Source organism: Ramlibacter sp. (assembly GCF_028291745.1).
GTDB lineage: Bacteria > Pseudomonadota > Gammaproteobacteria > Burkholderiales > Burkholderiaceae_C > Ramlibacter.
Genome location: NZ_JAQGNQ010000131.1, coordinates 1 through 25032, shown reverse-complemented (window position 1 = coordinate 25032; position 25032 = coordinate 1). Strand labels below are relative to the sequence as shown.

23 protein-coding genes are annotated in these 25032 nt (G+C 68.9%); 8 read left to right on the top strand and 15 right to left on the bottom strand.

Going from position 1 to position 25032, the window contains the following annotated elements; genetic code table 11:
* From JWP60_RS24685 to accD, 6 genes are all read left to right on the top strand, one after another.
* Window positions 1-1314 (top strand): FimV/HubP family polar landmark protein (locus tag JWP60_RS24685; RefSeq protein ID WP_299797566.1); only part of this gene is annotated, 1314 nt, incomplete at its 5' end.
* 64 nt (window positions 1315-1378) lie between these two features.
* Entirely contained in the window at window positions 1379-2161 is a 783-nt protein-coding gene (gene truA / locus JWP60_RS24680) for a tRNA pseudouridine(38-40) synthase TruA (protein ID WP_299797563.1), read from the top strand.
* Window positions 2162-2222: 61 nt separating this feature from the next.
* Window positions 2223-2930, top strand: a complete 708-nt coding sequence (locus tag JWP60_RS24675; RefSeq protein WP_299797560.1) for a phosphoribosylanthranilate isomerase — start codon at window positions 2223-2225, stop codon at window positions 2928-2930.
* Window positions 2908-4158 (top strand): tryptophan synthase subunit beta, encoded by a 1251-nt coding sequence (gene trpB, locus JWP60_RS24670; protein WP_299797557.1) that lies wholly within the window; start codon window positions 2908-2910, stop codon window positions 4156-4158. The genes JWP60_RS24675 and trpB overlap by 23 nt, the downstream gene beginning before the upstream one ends.
* The gene (trpA, locus tag JWP60_RS24665; RefSeq protein ID WP_299797554.1) at window positions 4155-4964 is read left to right on the top strand and encodes a tryptophan synthase subunit alpha; all 810 of its coding nucleotides are present in this window, start codon (window positions 4155-4157) and stop codon (window positions 4962-4964) included. Before trpB ends, trpA begins: the two co-directional genes overlap by 4 nt.
* A gap of 21 nt (window positions 4965-4985) precedes the next feature.
* Window positions 4986-5858 (top strand): acetyl-CoA carboxylase, carboxyltransferase subunit beta, encoded by an 873-nt coding sequence (gene accD, locus JWP60_RS24660; RefSeq protein WP_299797552.1) that lies wholly within the window; start codon window positions 4986-4988, stop codon window positions 5856-5858.
* Between the two features lie 158 nt (window positions 5859-6016).
* Here the strand turns inward: accD and JWP60_RS24655 are convergent, their stop codons facing one another.
* Entirely contained in the window at window positions 6017-6559 is a 543-nt protein-coding gene (locus tag JWP60_RS24655) for a YggT family protein (protein WP_299797549.1), read from the bottom strand.
* 20 nt (window positions 6560-6579) lie between these two features.
* On the opposite strand from JWP60_RS24655, the gene JWP60_RS24650 reads away from it, so the two are divergent.
* Window positions 6580-7239 carry an LON peptidase substrate-binding domain-containing protein gene (locus tag JWP60_RS24650; RefSeq protein ID WP_299797546.1) on the top strand — a complete coding sequence of 220 codons (660 nt, stop codon included), beginning with the start codon at window positions 6580-6582 and terminating at the stop codon, window positions 7237-7239.
* Window positions 7240-7292: 53 nt separating this feature from the next.
* Here JWP60_RS24650 and JWP60_RS24645 read toward each other — a convergent pair whose 3' ends face one another.
* From JWP60_RS24645 to JWP60_RS24580, 14 genes are all read right to left on the bottom strand, one after another.
* Window positions 7293-7802, bottom strand: a complete 510-nt coding sequence (locus tag JWP60_RS24645; protein WP_299797543.1) for a DUF4142 domain-containing protein — start codon at window positions 7800-7802, stop codon at window positions 7293-7295.
* Between the two features lie 96 nt (window positions 7803-7898).
* Window positions 7899-9731 (bottom strand): nucleoside-diphosphate sugar epimerase/dehydratase, encoded by a 1833-nt coding sequence (locus JWP60_RS24640; RefSeq protein WP_299797541.1) that lies wholly within the window; start codon window positions 9729-9731, stop codon window positions 7899-7901.
* Window positions 9728-10777, bottom strand: coding sequence for a pseudaminic acid synthase (gene pseI, locus JWP60_RS24635; RefSeq protein WP_299797538.1), 1050 nt, complete (start codon window positions 10775-10777; stop codon window positions 9728-9730). The genes JWP60_RS24640 and pseI overlap by 4 nt, the downstream gene beginning before the upstream one ends.
* Window positions 10774-12378, bottom strand: coding sequence for a UDP-2,4-diacetamido-2,4,6-trideoxy-beta-L-altropyranose hydrolase (gene pseG / locus JWP60_RS24630; RefSeq protein ID WP_299797536.1), 1605 nt, complete (start codon window positions 12376-12378; stop codon window positions 10774-10776). The genes pseI and pseG overlap by 4 nt, the downstream gene beginning before the upstream one ends.
* 7 nt (window positions 12379-12385) lie before the next feature.
* Window positions 12386-13672, bottom strand: a complete 1287-nt coding sequence (locus tag JWP60_RS24625; protein WP_299797533.1) for an aminotransferase class III-fold pyridoxal phosphate-dependent enzyme — start codon at window positions 13670-13672, stop codon at window positions 12386-12388.
* Window positions 13669-14424: a glycosyltransferase family protein gene (locus JWP60_RS24620; RefSeq protein ID WP_299797530.1), complete on the bottom strand. Its 756-nt coding sequence runs from the start codon at window positions 14422-14424 to the stop codon at window positions 13669-13671. Before JWP60_RS24620 ends, JWP60_RS24625 begins: the two co-directional genes overlap by 4 nt.
* On the bottom strand, window positions 14421-15275 hold the full coding sequence (locus JWP60_RS24615) for an aldo/keto reductase (protein ID WP_299797527.1): 855 nt from the start codon (window positions 15273-15275) through the stop codon (window positions 14421-14423). Before JWP60_RS24615 ends, JWP60_RS24620 begins: the two co-directional genes overlap by 4 nt.
* A 4-nt stretch (window positions 15276-15279) precedes the next feature.
* Entirely contained in the window at window positions 15280-16455 is a 1176-nt protein-coding gene (gene pseC, locus JWP60_RS24610) for a UDP-4-amino-4,6-dideoxy-N-acetyl-beta-L-altrosamine transaminase (RefSeq protein ID WP_299797524.1), read from the bottom strand.
* Window positions 16452-17465 (bottom strand): UDP-N-acetylglucosamine 4,6-dehydratase (inverting), encoded by a 1014-nt coding sequence (gene pseB, locus JWP60_RS24605; RefSeq protein ID WP_299797521.1) that lies wholly within the window; start codon window positions 17463-17465, stop codon window positions 16452-16454. Before pseB ends, pseC begins: the two co-directional genes overlap by 4 nt.
* A gap of 17 nt (window positions 17466-17482) precedes the next feature.
* Entirely contained in the window at window positions 17483-18721 is a 1239-nt protein-coding gene (locus JWP60_RS24600) for a UDP-N-acetylglucosamine 2-epimerase (RefSeq protein ID WP_299797518.1), read from the bottom strand.
* Window positions 18718-20502 carry an asparagine synthase (glutamine-hydrolyzing) gene (asnB, locus tag JWP60_RS24595; protein WP_299797515.1) on the bottom strand — a complete coding sequence of 595 codons (1785 nt, stop codon included), beginning with the start codon at window positions 20500-20502 and terminating at the stop codon, window positions 18718-18720. The genes JWP60_RS24600 and asnB overlap by 4 nt, the downstream gene beginning before the upstream one ends.
* Complete coding sequence (locus JWP60_RS24590; protein WP_299797512.1) at window positions 20503-21045, bottom strand: sugar transferase; 543 nt, start codon at window positions 21043-21045, stop codon at window positions 20503-20505.
* A gap of 8 nt (window positions 21046-21053) precedes the next feature.
* The gene (locus JWP60_RS24585) at window positions 21054-21857 is read right to left on the bottom strand and encodes an aldolase/citrate lyase family protein (RefSeq protein ID WP_299797509.1); all 804 of its coding nucleotides are present in this window, start codon (window positions 21855-21857) and stop codon (window positions 21054-21056) included.
* Between the two features lie 11 nt (window positions 21858-21868).
* Entirely contained in the window at window positions 21869-23314 is a 1446-nt protein-coding gene (locus JWP60_RS24580; RefSeq protein ID WP_299797506.1) for a lipid II flippase MurJ, read from the bottom strand.
* A gap of 90 nt (window positions 23315-23404) precedes the next feature.
* Between JWP60_RS24580 and lysS the strand changes: the two genes are divergently transcribed.
* A complete protein-coding gene (gene lysS, locus JWP60_RS24575; protein ID WP_299797503.1) occupies window positions 23405-24931 on the top strand; it encodes a lysine--tRNA ligase in 1527 nt (508 codons plus the stop codon).
* Window positions 24932-25032: the final 101 nt, after the last annotated feature.

Sequence of the window (25032 nt, the reverse complement as noted above, 5' to 3'; positions counted from 1 at the left end):
GCCAGCGTGGGCGCCGCAGTGGCGGCAGCCCGTCCCCTGCCGCGCCGGGCGCCGCCGCCGCCGCCGCCCGAGCCCAGCTTCCTCGACGACCTGCTCGAGAACCCGCTGGTCCCCGCGCTGGGCGTGGGCCTGCTGGCCGTGCTCCTGGGCTTCGGCTTCTACAAGATGCGGCAGAAGCGCAAGACTGCAGCGGTCGACAGCTCCTTCCTCGAAAGCCGGCTGCAGCCCGACTCCTTCTTCGGCGCCAGCGGCGGCCAGCGGATCGACACCGCCGAGTCGAACAACCCGACCGGTTCGTCCATGGTCTATTCGCCCAGCCAGCTCGATGCGGCCGGCGACGTCGACCCGGTGGCCGAAGCCGACGTGTACCTGGCGTACGGCCGCGACCTGCAGGCCGAGGAAATCCTCAAGGAAGCCCTGCGCATCAACCCGCAGCGCGTGGCCATCCACGCCAAGCTGCTGGAGATCTACGCCAAGCGCCGCGATGCCAAGGCCTTCGAGGTGGTGGCCGCCGAGGCCTACAACCTGACGCAGGGCAATGGCCCCGAGTGGGAGCACATCTGCGACCTCGGCCGCGAGCTCGATGCCGCCAATCCGATGTACCGCCCCGGCGCCCATCCGGTGGCAGCGGCCGCGGCGACCGCCGCGACGGCTGCCGTCGCCAGTGCCGCCATCGCCGCTGCCAGCAGGCCGGCGCCCGCTCCGGTCGCGGCTCCTGCGCGGACCGCGCCGCCTCCCGGTGACCTCGACCTGGACCTCGACTTCTCGCTGGGCGACGAGCCTGAGACCGTGCAGTCGCCGGAAGCACTCGCGGCCGCCCCGGCACGCGCCGCGCCGCCGCCACTGGAGATGGATTTCAGCAGGCCGGTCGCACCGGCGCCCGCCGCACGTGCGGAGCTGCCTTCGCTGCCAGCCCACGACAACAGCCTGAACTTCGAACCGGTGGCTCGCGCGCCGGCTCCGACCGCCGCTCCGGCACCGGCGCCGGCCGCTGCCCGGGGCGACATGCTGGAGTTCGACCTGGGCGGGCTCTCGCTCGACCTGCCGGGCAGCCCTGCGCCCGCGGCCGCGCCGAGCGCGCCCAAGGCGCCGGTGATCCCGCCGGAGCCCGCCATGAACCTCGACCTGCCGCCGCTGGCCACTGCCGGTGACGACATCAGCGACAACCCGCTCGCAACCAAGCTGGCGCTGGCCGAGGAATTCAATGCGATCGGCGACGCCGACGGCGCCCGCAGCCTGGCCGAGGAAGTGGTGGCCGAAGCGTCGGGTGACCTCAAGTCGCGGGCTCAGCGACTGTTGGCCGAAATCGGCTGAGCGGGGCCACGCGCTCACCACCACCCGGGGCCGCACTGCGGCCCCTTCTCTTTGGATCCAACCCGTGCGGCTTGCCCTCGGCATCAGCTACAACGGCCAGGCCTACGACGGCTGGCAGAGCCAGTTATCGGGGCGGACCGTGCAGGACCAGCTCGAGGCGGCCCTGCAGCGCTTCGCCACCGTGCGCGTCGCCACGGTGTGCGCGGGCCGCACCGATGCCGGCGTCCACGGCCTGGCGCAGGTGGTGCACTGCGACACCGAGGTACGTCGCGAGGAGTTCTCCTGGGTGCGCGGCACCAACACCTTCCTGCCGCCCGACATCGCGGTGCAGTGGGCGCAGCACGTGCCCGACGCTTTCCATGCCCGCAACAGCGCCAGGGCGCGCCGCTATGCCTACGTGCTGCTGGAGTCGCCAGTGCGCCCCAGCGTGGAGGCAGGCCGGGTCGGCTGGGTGTTCCGGCCGCTCGATGGCGAAGCGCTGCGCGCCGGCGCCGCCCACCTGATCGGCACGCACGACTTCACGTCCTTTCGGGCCTCGTCCTGCCAGTCGCCGACGCCGGTCAAGACGCTCACGCGCATCGCGATCTCGCGCCGTGGCCCCTACTGGCGTTTCGAATTCGAAGGCAATGCCTTCCTGCACCACATGATCCGCAACATCATGGGTTGCCTGGTCTACGTGGGCCAGGGCATGCATGGGCCGGACTGGATGCGCGAGGTGCTGCAGGCCAGGAGCCGCGACGCCGCCGCCCCGACCTTCTCGCCCGCTGGCCTGTATTTCCTCGGCCCGGTGTACGAAGACCATTGGGGCTTGCCGAGCCAGGCCGCTGCGTATGATTGGTTGCCATGACGAGCCCCGCCCGGCCGCCCGAAGGGGCTCCCAACCGTAGTGCGAAGCACGGAGCTTGTTCATGATTCCTCTCTTGCAGCCCCGCACCCGCGTCAAGATCTGCGGGCTCACGCGCGAGCAGGACGTCGATGCGGCGGTGGAGGCCGGTGCCGATGCCGTCGGCCTGGTGCTCTATGCGAAGAGCCCGCGCCACGTGAGCGCGCAGCGCGCCGGCGAACTGGCGCGCCGGCTGCCGCCCTTCGTGACGCCGGTGCTGCTGTTCGTCAACGCAGCGGCCGATGAAGTGCGGGCGGCGATCGAGCAGGTGCCCGCCGCCATGCTGCAGTTCCACGGCGACGAATCGCCGCAGCAATGCCGCGATGCCGCCGCCGGCCACCCATGGATGCGCGCCGCCCGCATCCCGCCGGATGCGGCCACCCGCTTCGACTTGCTAGAATTTGCCGCACACTATTCCCAGGCGAACGCCCTGCTGCTCGACGCGCACGTCGAGGGCTACGGCGGCGCCGGCCGGACATTCCCTTGGTCACGCCTGCCAACAAGCGTCAGCTGTCACGCCGTTTTGTCTGGTGGGCTCACACCTGCAAACGTGGGCGACGGCATCGCGCAGGTGCGGCCGCGATTCCGTTCGCTGGCCGTTGATGTGAGTTCCGGCGTCGAGTCCGCCAAGGGCATCAAGGACGCCGTATTGATCCATCAGTTCGTCGCGGCCGTGCGGGCCGCCGACGTGCTTCTTGCAAGGTCCCCGAATGCCCTCCTATCAGCAACCTGACGCCACCGGCCACTTCGGCCGCTATGGCGGCAGCTTCGTCAGCGAGACGCTGACCCACGCGATCGACGAACTGCGCGAGGCCTATGCCCGCTACCAGAACGACCCCGAGTTCCTGCGCGAATTCGAGTACGAGCTGAAGCACTTCGTCGGCCGGCCCTCGCCCATCTACCACGCCGACCGCATGAGCCGCGAACAGGGCGGCGCGCAGATCTACCTCAAGCGCGAAGACCTCAACCACACCGGCGCCCACAAGATCAACAACGTGATCGGCCAGGCGATGCTGGCGCGCCGCATGGGCAAGCCGCGCGTGATCGCGGAAACCGGCGCCGGCCAGCACGGCGTTGCGACCGCAACCATCTGCGCGCGCTACGGCCTGGAGTGCGTGGTCTACATGGGCAGCAACGACGTCGCCCGGCAAAGCCCCAACGTCTATCGCATGAACCTGCTGGGCGCTCGCGTGGTGCCGGTGGAGTCCGGCAGCAAGACGCTGAAGGACGCGCTGAACGAGGCGATGCGCGACTGGGTGACGAACGTCGAGAACACCTTCTACATCATCGGCACGGTGGCGGGCCCGCACCCTTACCCGATGATGGTGCGCGACTTCCAGAGCGTGATCGGCAAGGAGTGCCTGGAGCAGATGCCGGCGCTCTCGGGCAGGCAGCCCGATGTGGTGGTCGCATGCGTCGGCGGCGGCAGCAATGCCATGGGCATCTTCCACCCCTACATCGGCTACGAGAACACGCGCCTGATCGGCGTCGAAGCGGCCGGCGAGGGGCTGGACAGCGGCAAGCACTCGGCTTCGCTGCAGCGCGGCTCGCCCGGCGTGCTGCACGGCAACCGCACGTACATCCTGCAGGATGCCAACGGCCAGATCATCGAGACGCACAGCGTCAGCGCCGGCCTCGACTACCCGGGCGTGGGCCCCGAGCACGCGTGGCTCAAGGACATCGGCCGCGCCGAGTACGTGGGCATCACCGATGCCGAAGCGCTGGAGGCCTTCCACTACCTCTGCCGCACCGAGGGCATCATCCCGGCGCTGGAGTCCAGCCATGCGATCGCGTACGCGATGAAGCTGGCCAGGACGATGAAGCCGCAGCAGAGCATCCTGGTCAACCTCTCCGGGCGCGGCGACAAGGACATCGGCACGGTCGCCGACCTGGCGGGCGTCGAGTTCTACGATCGGCCCTCGATGCGCGGGTTGACTCTGAAGGGAGGGCCCCGGCAATGAGCCGCATCCAGCCCACCTTTGAACGCCTCGCGCAACAAAAGCGCAAGGCCCTCATCCCCTACCTCACCGCCGGCTTCCCCTTCCCCGACATCACGCCCGATTTGATGCATGCCATGGTCGCAGCGGGCAGCGACGTGATCGAGCTCGGCGTGCCCTTCTCCGATCCCATGGCCGACGGCCCGGTGATCCAGAAGGCAGGCGAAAAAGCGCTGGCACATGGCGTCGGCCTGGCCCACGTGCTGCAGATGGTGCACAGCTTCCGCCAGCGGGATGCGAACACGCCGGTCGTGCTGATGGGCTATGCGAATCCGGTGGAACGCTACGAGCTCACCAACGGCAAGGCTTCGTTCGCGCGCGACGCCGCGGCTGCGGGTGTGGACGGCGTGCTGATCGTCGACTATCCGCCGGAGGAGTGCGAGGCCTTTGCCGGGGAACTGAAGGCCAGCGGCCTCGACCTGATCTTCCTGCTCGCCCCCACCAGCACGGACCAGCGCATCCAGCAGGTCGCGCGAGTGGCGAGCGGCTACGTCTACTACGTCTCGCTCAAGGGCGTGACCGGCGCCGGTCACCTGGACACGGCTGCCGTCGAGGAAGCCCTGCCGCGCATCCGCAAGCACGTGAAGATCCCGGTGGGGGTGGGCTTCGGCATCCGCGATGCCGTGACGGCCAAGGCCATCGGCCGGGTCGCCGATGCGGTGGTCATCGGCACCAAGGTCATCCAGACCGTCGAAGACCAGCCGCGGGAACAAGTCGCGGGCGCGCTCTCCGCCTTCCTGCGCGAGATCCGGACCGCGCTAGACTCTTGAGACCCTCTGGAGGAATAACGAATGAGCTGGTTGGAAAAACTGCTGCCCCCGAAGATCCAGCCGACGGATCCCAACGAGCGTCGCAGCGTTCCCGAGGGCCTGTGGATCAAGTGCCCGAGCTGCGAGACGGTGCTGTACAAGAATGACCTGGAGCAGAACCAGAACGTCTGCCCGACCTGCAGCCATCACCATCGCATCGGCGCGCGAGCGCGGCTCAATGCCTTCCTCGACGCCGAGGGCCGCTACGAGATCGGCCAGGAAGTCGTGCCGGTCGATCCGCTGAAATTCCAGGACAGCCGCAAGTACCCGCAGCGCCTGAAGGAGGCGATGGAGAACACCGGCGAGACCGATGCACTGATCGTCATCGGCGGCGCGGTGCACAGCATCAACCTGGTGGCCGCGGCCTTCGAGTTCGATTTCATGGGCGGCTCGATGGGCAGCGTGGTCGGCGAGCGTTTCGTGCGCGGGGTCCAGACCGCGATCGAGCAGAAGGTGCCCTTCCTGTGCTTCACCGCCACGGGCGGTGCGCGCATGCAGGAAGGCCTGCTGTCGCTGATGCAGATGGCCAAGACCAACGCCGCGCTCACGCGCCTGGCGAAGAAGGGCCTGCCCTACATCAGCGTGCTGACCGACCCGACCATGGGCGGCGTCAGCGCGGGCTTCGCCTTCGTGGGCGACGTGGTGATCGCCGAACCCAAGGCGCTGATCGGCTTCGCCGGCCCGCGGGTGATCGAGTCGACGGTCCGCGTGAAGCTGCCCGAGGGCTTCCAGCGCGCCGAGTTCCTGCAGGAAAAAGGCGCCATCGACTTCATCTGCGACCGCCGCGAGCTGCGCAAACGGGTAGCGAGCCTGCTGGCGATGCTGACGCGGCAGGCGGCGGACGCGGTGGAATAAAAACCCAGTATCCGGACGCAGAAGGCGCGGAAGTTACGCAGAAGACGCAGAAAGAGAGAGAACACCTTCAAGGTATTCTTCTGCGCCTTCTGCGAAACTTCTGCGTCTTCTGCGTCCGGTTGTTGGTCGTTGGCTCGTTGGTTGTTTGAATTCGGAATTCAGCGGATCAACGCATCCTGCAGATTCGCCACGATGATCGCCGCCACCTGCAGCAGCACCAGCAGCGCCAGCGGGGACAGGTCGAAGCCGCCTACCAGCGGGATGATCCGGCGGAAGGGCCGCAGCAGCGGGGCTGCCAGGCGGTCGATCACGTCGCCCAATGGCGAATCCGCCTGCACCCACGACAGGATCGCATAGACGATCACCAGGCCGATCGCGCCCGAGATCAGCAGGCGGACCACGCCGAACAGCGCCAGCACCGGTAGCGTCGCCCAGCCGCGCCCGATCATCAGCGCCAGGATCGCGAACTGCGCCAGCTCAATCAGGAAGGTCGCGATCAGGCTCGCGAAATCCCATCGGCGGTAGCCGGGCAGCAGCTTGCGCACCGGCAGCACGATCCAGTTCGTCAGCGCGAAAACGAAGGCGCCGACCGGGTTGCCGAAGGGGATGCGCTGCAGCTGCATGTACAGGCGCAACAGGCATGCGCCGCCCAGCAGGCCCGCGGCGACGTCGAGCAGGAAGGAGAGGATCTGGAGGAACATGGATCAGGTGGAGTCGTGGGATGATAGCGGCAGCCACTGGACTCACCGTGCCCGCCACCCTGACCTTGCAATCCTTGCCGCTGTTTCCGCTGAGCGCGGTGCTGTTTCCCGACGGCTTGCTTTCGTTGCGCATCTTCGAGGTGCGCTACCTCGACATGATTTCCAAGTGCCGCAAGGCCGGCGCCCCCTTCGGCGTGGTTTCGCTCACGCAGGGCAGCGAGGTGCGGCAACCCGGCAGCCAGGAGGCGTTCTCCCAGGTCGGCACGCTGGCGACCATCCATGACTTCGAGGCGCCGCAGCCCGGCCTGATGCTGGTGCGTGCCAGCGGGGTGCAGCGCTTTCGCATCACGGCCAGCGACCAGCTCAAGCACGGCCTGTGGGTCGCCGACGTCGAGCGCCTGCCGCCCGACATGACCGTCGCCATTCCGGATGACCTGCGCGGCACCGCCGAGGCCTTGCAGCGCCTGATCCAGTCGCTGCAGCTCAAGCCCGAGAACCAGGGCCCGATGCCGCTGCTGCCGCCTTGGCGGCTCGACGACTGCGGCTGGGTGGCCAACCGCTGGTGCGAGCTGCTGCCCCTGCCGGTGGCGCTGAAGCAGCGGCTGATGGAACTGGACAACCCGCTGGTGCGGCTCGAGCTGGTGAGCGACGTGCTGGCGCGCACCGGCATCACCACCTGAATCGACAAGGGACGCCGCAGCGTCCCTTGCAACCTCAGCAACGGCGCAGGGCATCAAGCCTTGCCCTTGAGCTCCTTGGTGATCTCCTCGGCGCGCTGCAGGTGCTTGTGCAGCGTGGGCAGTTCCTTCTCGGCAAACGCCTTCACGTCCGGATCCTTGGCGTTCTTGCTGGCCTTCTGGAAGTCCTTGATGTCCTGCTGGTGGTCCTGGAGGCCCTGCTCGTGCATGAAGTTCTTGTCGAAGTCCTTCGCCCGGGCCAGCTGGTCGAGCTTTTTCTGCTCCTTGCCCGGCAGGGTCGACGGTAAGGTCACGCCCTTCTTCTGCGCTAGCGACTTCAGCTCCTCGTTGGCCGCGGCATGGTCGGTGGTGAGCATGCTGCCGAATGACTTGACGTCGGCATTCCGGCCCTTGTCCTGGGCGAGCTTGCCGGCTTGCACTTCCAGCATGCCGCCAGCGGCCGCCTTTTCCATGAAGGCACGATCCTTCTTGTCCAGCGAACCGGGGTCCGCGGCCATCGCAGCGCCGCAGGCGATGAGCAGCAGGGCGGGTAAAACCTTTTTCATGGCGATTTCCTGGCGAGAGTGAGAAGGCTGCCACTATCGGAGACGCCGCCGTTTTGCGGTGTCGGCGCAATCCGCCTCGCCGACCCTCCAGATGTCCTATGAGCCCGGCCCTTGCCACAGCGCGGCAGCTCCACCGCGCGGCGCATATTCCGGTACTTGCGCGCGCAACCACCGGCGCAGCTCGCCCGGCCCCGGGTGCGGGCCCGCCTGCGCGATCCACTGCACCACCGCTGCCACGTCGGGCAACGGTCCTGCCGTCTTGGCGATGCGCAGCTTGCCGTGCGGCGTGGGCTCGGTCGTTTCGTCGTCGGCCAGCAATTCCTCGTACAGCTTCTCGCCGGGTCGCAGGCCGCTGAAGGTGATGGGGATCTCGTCCTCGGTCTTGCCCGAGAGCCGGATCAGCATGCGCGCCAGTTCGACGATCTTCACCGGCTCGCCCATGTCCAGCACGAAGATCTGCCCGGACCGCCCCATCAGCCCGGCCTGCAGCACCAGCTGCGCGGCCTCGGGGATGGTCATGAAGTAGCGCACGATGTCCGGGTGCGTCACCGTCACCGGGCCGCCGCGCTCGATCTGCCGCGTGAACAGCGGCACCACCGAACCGCTCGAGCCCAGCACGTTGCCGAAGCGCACCGACACGAACTGCGTGCCCGGCTCCTGCGCCGCCACGCTCTGCACCACCAGCTCGGCGAGCCGCTTGCTGGCGCCCATCACGTTGGTGGGATTGACCGCCTTGTCGGTGGAGATCATCACGAAGCGCCGCGCGCCGCAGGCCGAGGCGGCGCGGGCCGCATGCAGCGTGCCCAGCACGTTGGTGCGCAGCGCCTCCACCTCGTTGTGCTGCTCCATCAGCGGCACGTGCTTGTACGCCGCCGCGTGGAACACCACCGCCGGCCGGTGCTGGCACAGCACGGCCTGCAGCCGCTCGAACTCGCGCACGTTGGCCGTGTAGTAGACGCCCTCCATCTGCGGATGCGACTGGCGCAGTTCCTGTTCCAGCTGGTAGATGCCGTACTCGGAGCTGTCGATGCACACCAGCCGGCCGACGCCGAAGCGCGCGATCTGGCGGCATAGCTCGGCGCCGATCGAGCCGCCGGCGCCGGTGATGGCCACCACCTGCCCGGAGAACAATCCGGAAAGGCCGTTGACATCGAGGGCCACCGGGTTGCGGCCAAGCAGGTCTTCGAGTTCGATCTTGCGCGGGCCGGTGCTTTCGGATTGCAGCCACTCGTCCTGCCGGGGCAGCGTCAGCAGCGTGAGCTTGGCCGTGGAGGCCCCCAGCAGCGCCTCCCGTCGTTCGGCCGAGCCGGCCGGGCTGGCCACCAGCGCGGCGTTCGCCTGGGCGGACGCGCACACCTGCGCAAGCGCGGCCGTGTGCCCGAGCACCGCGATGTTGTGCAGCGAGCGGCCGACCTCGCTCGCATCCGGCGACACGATGCCGACCGGCTGCCAGCGCGCCGAGCCGCGCAAGGCCCGCAGCGCCTTGTCGGCATCCTGCAGCGATCCCACGATCACGAGGCGCCGGGCATCGCCGTGGCCGGTGCGTCCCTCGATCAGGCTGCGCCAGCCGGCGCGCGCCACGCCCAGGAACACCAGCACCAGCAAGGGCTGCAGCAGCAGCACCGAGCGCGGGAAGGACTCCACGCGCAGCATCAGCACCGCGGCGGCGGTGAACAGCGCGCCGAAGGCGATGCCCACGCCCAGCTCGCGCAGTTCCGCCAGGCCGATGTAGCTCCAGACATGGCGGTACACGCCGGCCCCGGCCAGCGCCACCCCATAGGCGGCCACGGACCAGGCCCAGTGCGTCCGCGCGATCGCCACGAACTCCGACGGAATCTCCAGGTTGAAGCGCAGCCAGAAGGCGATCCACCAGGCGAGGAACACCAGGCAGACGTCGACCAGGACGTGCGGGCGCTGACGGCTGATCAAGGCGATCCCAGCAGGTCCCACGACATCGGCGTGCCTGCGCGCACGGCGCGCGCCACCCGCTTTCCGAGCAGCGTCTGCAGATACTTCGGCGGCAGGCCGAAGCCGGGGCGCACGCTGCGCAGGTTTTCGCGCGTGAGCACGGCGCCGGCCTCCAGGTCAGCGGCGATGTAGAGCGAGCGGCGGAAGGCCAGCGACTTGATCTCCGCCTCGGTCGGACCGTACTGCACGCTGCCGAGGGCGAGCGCGGCGCGCTCCGTCTCCTCGCGCAAGGCGCGAAATTCCTGCGGCTCCATGGAGAAGGCGGAGTCGACCCCACCGTCGGCGCGCCGCAGCGTGAAGTGCTTTTCGATGACCGTCGCCCCGAGCGCAGTGGCCGCCACCGCGACGCCGGTGCCCAGCGTGTGGTCCGACAATCCGACCTCGCAGCCAAACAGCGCGCGCAGGTGCGGGATGGTCGCGATGTTGGTGTTCTGCGGCGTGGCTGGATAGGTGCTGGTGCACTTGAGCAGCACCAGCTCGCGGCAGCCGCCGGCACGCGCGGCGGCAACCGCCTCCTCGATCTCGCCGGCGGTGGCCATGCCGGTGGACATGATCATCGGCTTGCCCGTGCTGGCCACCGTGCGGATCAGGTTCACGTCCACCAGCTCGAAGGACGCGATCTTGTACGCGGGCGTGTCCAGGCTCTCGAGAAACTCCACCGCCGTCGCATCGAAGGGCGTGCTGAAGCAATGCATGCCTTGCCTCATCGCCCGTTCGACGATGGGCCGATGCCAGTCCCAGGGCGTGTGCGCTTCCTGATACAGGTCGTGCAGCCGCCGGCCCGCCCACAGGCTCTTCGGGTCGTCGATCACGAAGCCGGGCATGGCCAGGTCCAGGGTCATCGTGTCGGCGGTGTAGGTCTGCAGCTTCAGCGCGTCGGCGCCACTCGCGGCGGCGGCATCCACGATCGCCAGCGCGCGTTCGAGCGACTGGTTGTGGTTGCCGGACATCTCGGCGATCAGGTAGGGGCGCTGGCCGGCACCGATCGTGCGATCGAGGATCTTCATGGAGCGCCATTCTGCCCGGGCGAGCGGGCCGGCAAGCGACGGGTGAAGGAGAGCGGCCCGCCTTCGTAGCCGGCGCCTTCGAAGAGGCGGCGCGAGGCGGCGTTGTCGGGGAGGACGGAGGCATGCACGGTCAGTGGGCCCTCGTGGCGGGCGGCGAGCGCCTGTTCGGCCGCACGCAAGACGGGTTGGCCGAGGCCCAGGTGATGCAGCGCCGGATCGAGGTAGATGGAGACCTCGTGATTTGTTTCATCGCCGCGTGGATTGCGGGTCAAGCCCGCAATGACATCGTTGCGCTGGTCGAAGCGCACGCAGCCGACCGGTAGCGAACCGATGTGAGCCACGAGCAGCAGCCGCGCGGGATCGGCCAGCACCGATTCCATCCAGCGCAGGTGCGCCGCCAGCGGGATCTGCGAAGGATCGTGCGAAACGCGGCGCACGTCCGGGTGGTTGCGCCAGGCGTGCAGCAGCGGCGCATCGTCCATCGTGGCGCCCCGCACGCTGGCGCTTTGCGCCAGCAGGCACACCGCCACGCGCTGCGCGCCTCGGCCATCCACCAGCGCGGGGCCTGCCTCGGCCAGTTGCCTGCGTCGCTGCGAATCGTGCAATAACGCGAGCAGCACGGCCGGCAGCGACTGTGGATCGCTGGTGGGCGCATCCAGGCGCGCCTGTTCCAGCACGCCCATGCGCTCCAGTGCGGGCACCACGGAGCGCTGGTTGTCCGCGAGCATCACGGCGATCGAGGGCGCGCCGAGGCAGCAGCGCTCCCAGGTCGCGCCGCCGCCGCCGCCGACCTGCAGGTCATGGCGGACCAGGAAGGCGGCGAGATCCGGGGCATCGAGCGTCAGGGTCGTGCGCCGCCGCTGGGCGCAGGCCTGCCGCAGCGCGACGAGATGCGGGTTGCTCGAGGTAGAGACCACTTCCACAGCACCATCGAACCCGGCCTGGGCGCAGGCGGCAAGCACGCGTGCCGACGCGCCGCCCGGATCCGTGCCGCCCATGAAGACGCCGATGCTGCGCACCTGCGGATGGAAGACATAGGAAGCCGCGGTGCGATACGCCGGCGCCAGCAGTGCGTGGCGCGGTCCGGCGAGGATGCGCGTGCCCGTGCCCCGAACGAGCCGGCCCGCGTATTTGCGCGCGTGGTCCTCGGCCCAGTTCTGATCCAGCAGCACCTCGGCGTCGATTGCGCGGTCGGCCAGGTCGTCGATCACGGCGATGCGGCAGCCGAGCGCCGCGCGCATCGCCGCATGCCAACGCGCATCGAACGCGTAGTGGTCGACGCAGACCCACTGCACACCGAGCGGACGCAGCAGCGCCGCAACCTGCGCGGCGTCTTCCTCCTGCGCGATGCGGGCCCAGGCTGCGTGCGGTGGTAAATCGGACGCATCGAGTGGCGCGCTCCCGGGCGCTGCCGGCAACCACAGCACCGGCGTATCGCTGCCCTGGACCACCGCGAGACTCGCAGCATCGAGCGGCCGGCACACCAGCCACACCTCGGCGCCGGCCTCGCGCAGGCCCTGTGCCAGCGCCAGGCAGCGGCGCACGTGCCCCGTGCCGATCTCGGCGGCCGCATCGGCCCGGATCGCCACCCGAATCGGCATGGCGGCCTCAGCGCACCTTGAACAGGGGCACCAGCGGCTCGCAGCGCAGCGACTCGCGCAGCTTGCCCGCATCCAGCGCGTGGCCGATCAAGGGCAACACTTCACGGTACGCCGCCAGCAAGGCGCCGACGTCCTGCTCGCTGTGCGCGTAGCTCATGTTGTGCGTCCCGACGGAGAGGAAGCCGCGCTGGTGCATCTCCTGCATCCACAGCGTCTTGATCTCGAAGGCGCTCGCGCCGCGGGCGTCCTTCATGTTCAGGAAGTTCCAGGCGGGATGGCCGCTGACCGCAAACACGTCGTCCAACCTGGCATCGCGCACGATGGCCGAAAGCCCCTCCATCAACTGCGTGCCGCGCGCCGCCAGCGTCTGCACGACGGGCTCGGTTTGCAGCGTGCGCAGAGTGGCGCGGGCGGCCGCCAGCGACAGCGTCTCGCCGCCGAAGGTGAAGGAGAAGAACACTTCTTCCATCAGCTTCATCACGTCGCGCCGACCTGCCACCGCCGAAACCGGAAAGCCGTTGGCCAGGCCCTTGCCGAAGGTGGCGAGATCAGGCGTCACCCCGAACAGCTGCTGCGCGCCACCATTGGCGAAGCGAAAGCCCGTGATGGTCTCGTCGAACACCAGCAGCGCGCCATGTCGATGCGCCAGTTCCTTCACGCCTTCGAGGTAGCCGGGCGCCGGCTGCGCCACGTTCATGGGCTCCAGGATCACGGCGGCAAAGCCGCGCGGCTGCGATTCCAGCAGCTTGGCCAGCGCCGCAAGATCGTTGTAGGGGAAGGTGTGCGTGAGCTCGCGCGTCGCCTGCGGCACGCCGAGGTTGCGCGCTGTCGCGCCGATGTACCAGTCCTGCCAGCCATGGTAGCCACAGACCGCGACGTGATCGCGGCCGGTGAAGGCACGGGCGACGCGGATCGCGCCGGACGTTGCATCGGAGCCGTTCTTGCCGAAGCGCACGGACTCGGCGCAAGGCACCATGTCGCAGATCATCTCCGCGACTTCGGCTTCGATCGGGTGCGGCAGCGAGAAGATCACGCCGGAGGCGAGCTGCTTTGTCACCTCCGCGTTCACCGCGGCATGGTTGTAGCCGAGCGTGATCGAGCACAGGCTGGAGACGAAGTCGATGTATTCGTTGCCATCGACGTCCCACACGCGCGAGCCCTCGCCGCGCACGATGAAGTACGGCGAGACGCCATGCGGATATTGCGTGCGGCTCTTGCTGAAGGTCTGGCTGCCCAGGGGAATCACGCGCTCGGCGCGTTCCAGGTACTGCTCGGATTTTTCGAAATGCCTCATGGCTGTTCCTCACGGGCGAGGCTGAGCGCCAGGCCCTCGTTGCGCGCGTGGCGGTGCGGATCCGCCAGCGCAGGGTTCGCGCTGAGGGCGCGCAGGATGTCGAACAGGTCGAAGCGGCCGTCCACCGGCAGCAGCGGCAGCAGGGCGCGCACGACCTGCAGGTCGTCGGGATAGTCCACGGTGAGGCGCAGCGCCGAGAAGTCGGCGATCGCCTGCAGGTTGGCGCGCGTGCAGCCGGAAAGCGGATCGCGCAGCCACAAGGTCACGTGCTCGCGTTCCGGGCTGCGTCGCGCGCTGGCGGTCGCCCGGTCCAGCGCGGCGCGCGTGAAGCACTCCACGTCGAGGCCATCGGGGAAGGTCGCGGGATCGGTGTTGCCGGCGTAGTCGACGCCGCGCTCGCGGCGCAGCGCGATCACCGCATCGATCACGTCTGGGTCGATCAGCGGGCAGTCGCCGGTGAGCCGCACGATCTCGTCGGCCTCGAAGTTCTGCGCGGCGCCGGCGAAGCGGGCCAGCACGTCGTCGAGCTCACCGCGCCACACGGGCACGCCGGCTTCTTGCAAGCTCGCGGCCAAAGGATCGTCGCTCGCCTCCGTGCTGGTGACCACGGCCACCAGGTGCGGCAGGCGCGCGCGGCGCACGCGCTCCACCATGTACAGGATGGAGGGCATGCCTCCCAGCGGCTGCAACACCTTGCCGGGGAAGCGGCTGCTGGACATGCGCGCCTGGATCAGGGCGACGGTACGGCTCATGCGCTCACCGCTTTCCAATGGCGGGGATCGATCACCGCAAGGTCGTCGACCGCCAGCTCCGGCGCATGCAGCACGGGCGCATCCTGCCAGGCGCGGGCGATCGCCTCGAACTGCGCCAGCGTCTCGGCGCCGACCACGCAGTGCGTGACAGCGGGCAAACCCTTGGCGATGCCCAGCGCCGCCACGAGCGGTGCCAGTCCACGCTCGCGGCACCACCCATGCCAGCGCCCGAGCGCCGCCGCCGCGGCTGGCAGGCGCCTGGCGCCCTGCTCCAGCGGCATCAGCAACAGGCCCTGCAGGAAGGCCGAGCGCAAATGAATCGCCACGCGCGGCTGCGCCTGTGCGAGCCGCTGGTCGAGTGCGTTGCCGGGCAACTGCGCGAGTTCGATCGGGTAGTGCAGGCGCAGCTTCTCCAGCGTCGCCGGTTCGTAGCACGAGACGCCCAGTGCGCAGTGCGCATCGCGGGCGAAGCGCGCGGCCGCCTCCCACAGCAAAGGGCCATCCGGCGAGAGCAGGTCCTCCGGACGATGGAACATCAGGACGCGCAGCGCGTCACCGAGGCATTCGCGGCTGCGTTGCAATTCCTCTTGCGCCCATTGCGCCAGCGCATCGCCGTGGCGGTCCGCGGGCGCCGGCCGCAGCTTGGTGACGATCTTGAAGGCGTGCCGTCCCATCAGCGAGCGCAGCCTCGCCTCGGCATCGCCGTAGGCCGCGGCGGTATCGAGCCAGCGCACGCCCGCTTCGAACGCGCAGGCGAGGATGGCCGCGGCCTCGCCTGCAGGCACGGCCGCACCGCTGCCGGCGATGCCGTAGGCCATGCCGAATTGCACGGTGCCGAGCGCGAGTTCCATGGCTTCAGCCGGCCAGTGCGCTGCGCAAGCTGTCGACGACGTACTGCTGGTCGTCTTGCGTCAGGCCGGGATGCAGCGGCAACGTGAGCGCGCGTTGGTAATAGCGCTCGGCCAGCGGGAAATCGCCGGCGGAGAAACCGCGCGCGCGGTAGAAGGGTTGCGTGTGGATGGGGATGTAGTGCACGTGCACGCCGATGCCGGCGGCACGCATGCGATCGAAGACCTCTGCCCGGGCAACAGGCGTGCGGGAGCCGTCGATCTCGACGACGTACAGGTGCCACGCCGAGGTGCGCCGCGGCACGCGCGCGGGCAGGATCAGCGGCAGGTCGGCCAGCAGTCGGTCGTAGCGGTCGGCCATCTGCTGGCGGCGCGCCTGCAGCGCGTCGAGCCGCTGCAGCTGCGACAGGCCCAGGGCCGCCTGGATCTCCGTCATCCGGTAGTTGAAGCCAAGCAGTTGCTGCTCGTAGACCCAGCCGCCCTGCTGCGCTCCGGTGAACTGGCCGGCATCGCGCACCATGCCGTGCGAGCGCAGCAGGCGCAGGCGCTCCGCGATCTCGGCGTCGGCCGTCGTCAGCATGCCGCCCTCGCCGGCCGTGATGATCTTGACCGCGTGCAGGCTGAACACCGTGATGTCCGCATGGCGCGAGCCCACCGGCTGCCCCTCATAAGCGGCACCCGTCGCATGCGACGCGTCCTCGACGATGCGAAAGCCGTAGCGGTCGGCCAGCCCGCGCATCTCGCGCAGGTCGCAAGGCAGTCCGGCGAAGTCGACGGGGATCACCACATCGGGAAGCCGTCCGCGCTGCTTCGCCTGCTCCAGCTTCGCAGCGAGCGCGGCGAGGCCCATGTTGCGGGTGGCCGGATCGATGTCGACGAAGTCGATGTCCGCGCCGCAATAAAGCGCGCAATTGGCCGACGCCAGAAAGCTGTTCGGGGAGGTCCACACGAGCGACCCAGGCCCTACGCCAAAGGCCAGGCAGGCCATGTGCAGGCCGGCCGTCGCATTGGCCACTGCAAGCGCATGGGCGGCTCCATGGCGCTGCGCGAACGCGTGCTCGAACTGCGGCGTGACCGGGCCTTGCGTGAGGAAGTCCGACTGCAGCACCGCTGTCACGGCGGCGATGTCCTCGGCCGACACCTCCTGCCGGCTGTACGGGATGAAGCGGCGCTCGCTGCTCACGCGCTCTCCGCCAGTTCCGGCAGGTGCCTCGCGATCAGCGCCCGCAAATCATCGACGCTGAGGAATTCCGGGTTGTCCCCGCTGTTGTACGCGAAGCCCGGCTGCACCCGGTGGCCGCCGCGCCGCTGGCAGTATTCGTCGATCCCGTACTGCTCGTTGACCGGCAGGATCGCGTAGTAGCGGCCCAGGTCCACGGTGTTGTAGCTGTCGCTGGCGGTGATCATCTCCTCGTGGATCTTCTCGCCGGCACGAATGCCCACGATCTCCTGCCGGCAACCGGGCGCGATGGCCTCGGCCACGTCGACGATCCGGTACGACGGGATCTTGGGCACGAGGATCTCGCCGCCCCAGGCGTGCTCGATCGCCCACAGCACCATCTCCACGCCTTCCTGCAGCGAGATGTTGAAGCGGGTCATGCGCGGATCGGTGATCGGCAGCACGCCCTCGGCGCGCTTCTTCAGGAAGAAGGGAATCACCGAGCCGCGGCTGCCCATCACGTTGCCATAGCGCACGACCGAAAAGCGCAGGTCACGGGCGCCACGGATGTTGTTGGCCGCGACGAACAATTTGTCCGAGCACAGCTTGGTGGCGCCATACAGGTTGATCGGTGCGGCCGCCTTGTCGGTGGAGAGGGCGACGACGCGCTGCACCTTCTGGTCGAGGCAGGCCTCCACCAGGTTCTGCGCGCCGATCACGTTGGTCTTGATGCACTCGAAGGGGTTGTATTCCGCGGCGGGCACCTGCTTGAGCGCCGCGGCATGCACGACGACGTCGATGCCTTCCAGGGCACGGCGCAGCCGGTTCTCGTCGCGGATGTCGCCGATGAAATAGCGCAGGCCGGGATAGCGCCGCTCGGGGAACTCCAGGCCCATCTCGTACTGCTTCAGCTCGTCGCGCGAGTACACGACCAGCCGGCGGATGCCCGGGTGATCGCTCAGCACGCGGCGCACGAAGGCCTTGCCGAACGAGCCGGTGCCGCCGGTGATGAGGATGGATTTGTCTTGCAGCATGGAATCGGGAAAAGGGTTCAACGAGGGGGCAGATGCAGCGCCCCGCCAATCACGGCGGCCACGCGGTCGGCCGCATGGCCGTCGCTCGCATAGGCACCGGGCGTGCCGGCGGGTGCTGCGAGCAGGCGATCCAGCAGGGGCGGCAGTTGCGCGAAGCTGTCGCAGCCGGTCGAAACGCCAAGCGCTGCGAGGCTGAACGACTGGCGCACCGAGACCGAGGCCTCCAGCGAGACGACCGGCTTGCCGGCAATGGCGGCCTCCAGGCCGACGGTCGAATTCTGCACCACCACCGCGCGGGCCGCGAGGATGAGCGGGTGGATGGGCTCGGCCAGCGGTTCGCTGAAATGGATGCGCTCGCTGTCGGCCCCGCGCGGGAAGAACTGCCACTCCCCGGGGTGGTAGCGCACGATGAGGGCAAGGTCCGGGCGGGCCGCGACGAAAGCGCGCAGCGTGTCCTCCGCCTGGCGCGCAAAGCGGGAGCGGTCCGTGTCGGTGGCCGAGAAGTTGGGCGGTTCGAACTGGCCGGCCCACAGGATGGGCGAGAGGCCCTGCCAGCCGCGCTCGGCCAGAAAACGCTGCGCCAGCGCCTGGTTCGCCGGCGACTGCAGGCCGTCGAACGCGGGATTGCCGGTGACGACCACGCTGTCCGGCGGAAAGCCGGCCGCGATCACCCGCTCGCGCACGGCAGGCGCGAGCACGCAGGTCCACTGCGGCTGCGGCCGGTGCAGGTAGCCGTCGCCTTCGAGGCCGAACAGGTCGATCATGCCGAGGCTCGGCAGCCCGCGCTCGATCGCCGCTTGCAGCGCCGCCGCTTCGGAACGGGGCGAGTTGGTGGCCACCACCATGGCAGGCTGCAGTTCGTCCAGCACCCGCTGCATGAAGTGCAAGGGATGGAAGCCATGCCGGCCGGCGGCGGCGAAGCGCTGCGCCGCCGCTTGTTCGCCGTACTGCGCAACCAGGTCCAGGTAGTTGAGCCCGAGGTAGGCCAGCGACTCTTCGCGGCTCACGTCCGGACTCGAGTTGTTGCCCAACAGCCGCTCGCCCCAGGCGATGGCCGCAGCGTGGTCGAAGAGGTGCAGGAAGTCCTGGTATCCCAGCGGCTGCTCACCGGCGGCGATCGCTGTCTTGTAGCCGGTGGTCAGGGCCAGCAGTCGACATTCGACGGCGGGCCACTGCGCGCGCAGCGCCCGCATCACCGGCAGCAGCATGGCGACGTGGCCACCGCCATAAGCGACGAACAGAACGCGCGGCTTCATGCGAGCTCCCGGTCCGCCCAGAGCGCAAGCGCCGCCAGCGCCCGCAGCTCGCGCGTGTAATTGGCGCTGCCGTCACGGTGGGCGGCGAGCATGCGCTCGATCTCGGCGGGCTCGAACAGCTCCTGCACCACCCCGCTGCCGCCCAGCAACTGCGCCAGCCAGCCGTGGCTTTCCTTGCGGAACCATTCGCCCACCGGCACCGTGAACATCTGTTTCCTGCGATACGCCAGGTCTTCGCCGATCAAGGGTGCGACGGCACGTTTGTACCAATGCTTCTTGTCGCCCTGTGCCGAGAGCTTGGTGGCGCCGCGCGAGCGGAACGCGAATTCCATCATCCGCCAGTCCAGGAAGGGCGTGCGCGCCTCGATGGACACCGCCATGCCCATGCGGTCGGGCTTGACGAGGTTGTTGCCCGAGAGCAGCAATTGCATGTCGAGATAAAGCGCCTGGTTGACGCGGTCGAAGTGCCCGGCCCCGTCGAACCAGGGCGCAGCCGCGGCCTCGAAGCTGTCGATCTGGCGCAGGCGCGCGGCGATGGCGGGCCGGTAGAGCGCCTGCTTGGCGACGGGCGTGAACAGCGAGATCGCGTCGAAGTAATTGCGCTGGAAGGCGCGCGCGTCCTGCGCCTGCGCCTGCGGCCGGGCGAAGAACTCCGCGTACTTCTCGTAGCCGGCAAACAGCTCGTCGCCGCCGTCGCCGGTCAGCACCACCTTCACGTGCCTGGCCGCCAGTTCGCTCACGCGCAGCGTCGGCATGAAGGAGGCGTCGCCGTGCGGCTGGTCCAGGTGGTACAGCACCTGCGGCCAGCGATCCAGCATGTTCAATTCGGCGATCTCGCTGGTGTGCTCGCAGCCGAAACGCTGCGCGGCCTGCGCGGCGTACGCCGATTCGTCGAAGCGCGGATCGGCAAAGCCGATGCAGAAGGTGCGCACCGGCTCCTTCACGTGCCGCGCCATCAGGGCGACGATCGTGCTGGAGTCGACGCCGCCGGACAGGAAGGCGCCCCAGGGCACGTCCGCCCGCAGGCGGATGCGCGTCGCGTCGTCGAGGATGGCAAGGAACTCCTCGGACCACTCCCCGAAAGAATGATCGCGCTCCTGCTGCGCGGCCAGGTTCCACCAGCGGCCTTGCTGCACGCCCGTGCGCGTGAACTTCATCCAGCAGCCCGGCATCACGTGGCGGATGCCTTGCCAGATGGCCCAGGGCGCGGGGATGTAGTTGAAGCTGAGGTAGTGATGGACCGCTTCCAGGTCCAGGGTCGGGCGTGCCGGCAGCGCCTGCAGGATCGCCTTGATCTCCGAGCCGAACAGCGTGCGTGCACCCTGCTGCGCCACGTAGAGCGGCTTCACGCCGATGCGGTCGCGCACCAGCAGCAACGCGTCCTCGCGGGCGTCGTCGATGGCGATGGCGAACATGCCGTTCAGGCGATGCACGAAGGCCAGCCCTTCGCGCTCGTAGAGGCGCAGCAGGACTTCGGTGTCCGAGTGCGTGTCGAGGCGAACGCCCTGCGCACGCAGTTCCTCCCGCAGCTCCACGTAGTTGAAGATCTCGCCGTTCTGCACGACGGCGATGCGGCCATCGTCGGAAACGAAGGGCTGGTGGCCGCCCGCCAGGTCGATGATGGACAGGCGCCGGTTGCCGACCGCCACGCCACGCTCGGGACTGTGGGCAACGCCCTCGTCGTCCGGGCCACGATGCACCAGGCTGCGCGCCATGGCCGCCAGCGTGTCGCTCGCCAGCGGGCGGCGCTCACGGTCCCAGTAGCCGAAGATGCCGCACATCTAGTTGCTCCCGCTGCCCGTGAGCCGGCGCAAGGTCCAGGCCATGATCTTCAGGTCCAGGCACACGCCGTGCTCGCGCACATAGCGCAAATCGAGCGCGCGCCGCTCGTCCTCGCTGCCCTCGGAGCGCAACACCGCCTGCGCCAGACCGGTGATCCCCGGGCGGATGCTGCAGCGCAGGGCCCACTCGTCGTCGCGATAGAGCGAGCGCTGGGCCGGCACATCGGGACGCGGGCCGACCAGGCTCATGTCGCCGCGCAGCACGTTCAGCAATTGCGGCAGTTCGTCCAGGCTGGTGCGGCGGATGAAGCGGCCCACGCGCGTGACGCGCGGGTCGTCGCGGGTCGTGTAGTACGGGCCGACCGCCGCCGCATTCACCGCCATGCTGCGGAACTTGAACATGCCGAAGGCGTGGCCGCCGCGGCCGATGCGCGCCTGCCGGAAGAACACCGGTCGGCCACTGTCGACGACGATCGCCGCCGCGGTCGCCAGCAACACCGGCGAGAGCAGCAGCAGCGCGAGGCCGGCGAGCACGATGTCCATCACGCGCTTCATCGCCGGGCCGGCAGTCCCGCGGCGATCTCCCGGATGCGTGTCGCAATCCGCTGCGCATCGGCTTCGACCTGCTGCGGGCTGCGGGCTGCCAGTTCGCTTTCTGCTGCACGCAGGCCCGCGACCTCGGCCTCGAAGTGCATCCCCCCCTCGCGGTGAAAGGTGCGCGAAAGAATCACGGCGCGCGAACCGAGTCGCAGGTGCTCCGCCAGCACGTCGCGTCCGGGCAGCAGGCCCTCGTCGATGCGGGCAATGCCGCCGAAGCCGAAGCGCAGGCCCTGCGCGTGCGCGACCCGCGCCACGCGCTCGACGCTGCCGTCGGCCAGTGGCTCGAACATGAAGCGCCGTCCCAGCGAGAGATGCAGGTCGTTGAGTCCGACATAGATCTCCTGCAGGCCCGGCGTGCCGGCCCACGCCTGAACGCAATCGAGCGCGGCGGCCGTCTCCAGCAGCGGCACGATGGGCGCGCGACCGGCCACGATCTCGGTGAAGGCAAGCAGGTCCTGCGGCGTGGCGAACATGGGCAGCATCAAGCTGTCGGCACCTTCGGCCAGCACCGCGTCCACTTCGGCGCGGGTGCCTTCGTGCAGCGGATTCACGCGGACCATCAGAGGCGAGAGCTTCAGCACGGCGCGGATTCGGCCGACGTCGCGCAGCTGGTGGGAGCTGATGAACGTGTTCAGTCCCGCCTGGCGCTCCTGCTTGCCCATGCGCTCCAGGTCGACGAACAGGCGAAAGCCGCCCAGGGCCTCGCAGCGCTGGGCAAACGCCGGATCGTCCGTGATCTGGATCAGCTCGAGCATGCCTGCTCGCATTATCGGCGCAGCGCGCCCCGCAGATCCGCGCTGGCCCACCACGTGATGGCTATGGTCAGTGCCGCCGCCGCGGCGGCAGCCAGCCATTGCAGCGCATGCCGCTCGGGCCGGCCGACCACCAGCAGCCCTGCTTGCAGCAACGACAAGATGCCTCCCGCACTGACCAGGGCGCGCCAGGGCAACCACTGGCGCCAGCCTGGGCCCAGGGCTGCGAGCACGACCACCGCCATGGCCGCCCACAAGCCGTCCAGCCACAGCATCAGGTGAGCGCCGTCGCCAGGATGGGCCAGCAGCAAGACGACCAGCGCGACCGCATAGGCGAGCACGGCAACGCGCATGCGCTCGTGCGCGGCCAACACGGCCAGCGCGATCGTCACCAGCGCCTGCGGCAACAAGCTCCAGCTGCCGAGGCTGCCCCATTGCGCGACGTGCTCGACCGCCCGCGCATCCATGCGCCCCCAGCCGAACAGAAGCTGCGCGATCGCCGGCCCCGCCATCACCAGGCCCGCGACCGCGGCGCAGGCCAGCGTCCAGGCCAGCGCGAAGCCGCGCCGCAGCGGCTGGGCGGCGGCGCGCTCGCCATCGGCGGAACGCAGCGCCTGCACGATCGGGCCCAGCGCCAGCGTGCCCACGAGTTGCACGGCCAGCAGCAGCGGCAGTTCGACCAGCTTCCACGCGTAATTGAAAGTCGCCAGCGCCCCGGCTCCCTGCTGCGAGGCCAGCGAGCGCGCCACGAAAGGCAATGCCAGCGGCAGGCCCGCAGCCGCCGCGGCCCAGCCCCAGACCGGAAAGGCCGGCAGCGCTGTCGAATCAGCCAGCCCCGGTACGCGGCGAAACGGCCGCTGCCGCTGGTACTGCCAGGCCAGGCGCGCCAGCATGGCAAGCAACAAACCGATGCCGACCACCAGCGTGGCCACGGGCGCGGCGAATCCGGCCACGAGCAGCGCCGCGATCAGCACCCCGTTGACCACCAGATTCGACGCATACATGCCGACGAAGTCGCGTTCGTGCTGCAGACGCGTCATGCCCAAGGAAGCGAGCAGCGCCAGCGGCAGCGCCAAGGCGCTCCAGAGCAAGGCACGTCCCGCTTCGGGATGCAAGGCTTGCGGCAGGCCGCCGGCCAGCACCGCGACGGCCGGCCCGTGCAGCAAGGCGAGCAGCGCAGCCAGCGCCAGGCCGAGGCCCAGCAACATGCGCCCCACCCGACGCTGCGTCGCGGCAACTCGGCCCGCGTCCTCGTGTGCCCAGGCGGGCAGCAGCACGTAGGCCAGCGCACCGCTGGCCAGCACGCCGGCCAGCCAGTCCGGCAGCGTGAGCATGAGGATCGCGATATCGCCGCGCCCGGAGGCACCGAAGGCCGCGGCCATGGCCGATTCGCGCAGGAGGCCGGCGACGCGGCTGGCCAGGAGCAAAGCAAGAGACAGGACACCGGCCCGAAGAAACATGGCGGGCATTATCGGGGCCGCATGGAAGAGCGCCGTGCCAAACCTACAATCGAGGGTTTCGCCCTTCTGCAGCGCGCCCGCGCCCGGCCCATGTCCGACCAACAAACCACCCAGCCCATCGACGAGAACCAGCTGATCGCCGAACGCCGCGAAAAGCTCAAGGCCCTGCGCGAGGCCCATCGCAACGGCAAGGGTCCCGCCTTCCCCAACGACTTCAAGCCGCAACAGCACGCCTCGCAGCTGCACGCCACGCACGGCGCCAAGCTGGCGGAGCAACTGGAGGCCGAAGGCGCCACGACCAGCGTGGCCGGCCGCATGATGCTCAAGCGCGTGATGGGCAAGGCCAGCTTCGCGACGCTGCAGGACCAGAGCGGCCGCATCCAGATCTACGTGACGCGCGATGCGGTGGGCGAAGAGGTCTATGCGGAATTCAAGCGCTGGGACCTGGGCGACATCATTGGCGCCGAGGGCCACATGTTCAAGACGCGCACCGGCGAACTGTCGCTGCACGCCACCTCGATCCGCCTGCTGACCAAGAGCCTGCGGCCGATGCCGGACAAGTTCCATGGCGTCGCCGACCAGGAGGTGAAGTACCGCCAGCGCTACGTCGACCTGATGACCGACGAAGACGCACGGCGGCGCTTCGTGGCCCGCAGCAAGGCGCTCTCGGGCATCCGCGACTTCATGGTGGGCCACGGCTTCCTCGAAGTGGAGACGCCCATGCTCCACCCGATCCCCGGCGGCGCCAATGCGAAGCCGTTCGTCACGCACCACAACGCGCTGGACCAGGCGATGTACCTGCGGATCGCACCGGAGCTGTATCTCAAGCGCTTGCTGGTGGGCGGCTTCGAGCGCGTGTTCGAGATCAACCGCAACTTCCGCAACGAAGGGATCTCGGTCCGCCACAACCCAGAGTTCACGATGATGGAGTTCTATGCGGCCTACTGGAACTACCAGGACCTGATGGACTTCACCGAGGCGCTGCTGCGCGATGCGGCGCAGAAGTCGATTGGCACGCTGCAGCTCACGTATGCCGGCAAGGCCGTCGACCTGGCCCAGCCCTTCGAGCGCCTGACCATTCCGGAAGCGATCGTGCGCCACACGGATGCCGGCGACAACGTAGGCAATCGCGACTGGTTGATCCCGCAACTGAAGAAGCTGGGCATGTCCGAGGAGAAGCAGCGCCTGTCCGGCCGCTCGCTCGCCTCGCTGCAGGTGCTGTTCTTCGAGGAGAAGGTGGAGCAGGAGCTGTGGCAGCCCACCTTCATCATGGAGCACCCCACCGAGATCTCGCCGCTGGCGCGCGCCAACGACGAACGCCCGGAAGTGACGGAGCGCTTCGAGCTCTATGTCACCGGCCGCGAGCTGGCCAACGGCTTCTCCGAACTGAACGACGCCGAGGAACAGGCCGCGCGCTTCCAGGCCCAGGTGAGCGCCAAGGACGCCGGTGACGACGAGGCCATGTTCTTCGACCACGACTTCGTCCGGGCGCTCGAATACGGCATGCCGCCCACCGGCGGCTGCGGCATCGGCATCGACCGGCTGATGATGCTGCTGACCGACAGCCCCAGCATCCGCGATGTGATCTTGTTCCCGGCACTGCGGCGCGAGGCCTGAACCTGAGCTTGCGGGCGCAGAAGATGAATCAACCTTGCCAGCACCGTCGGTCATGGCAAAGGTTTTTCAAGCCAGTTTTAAGCCTTTCAGGCCTCCAGCGC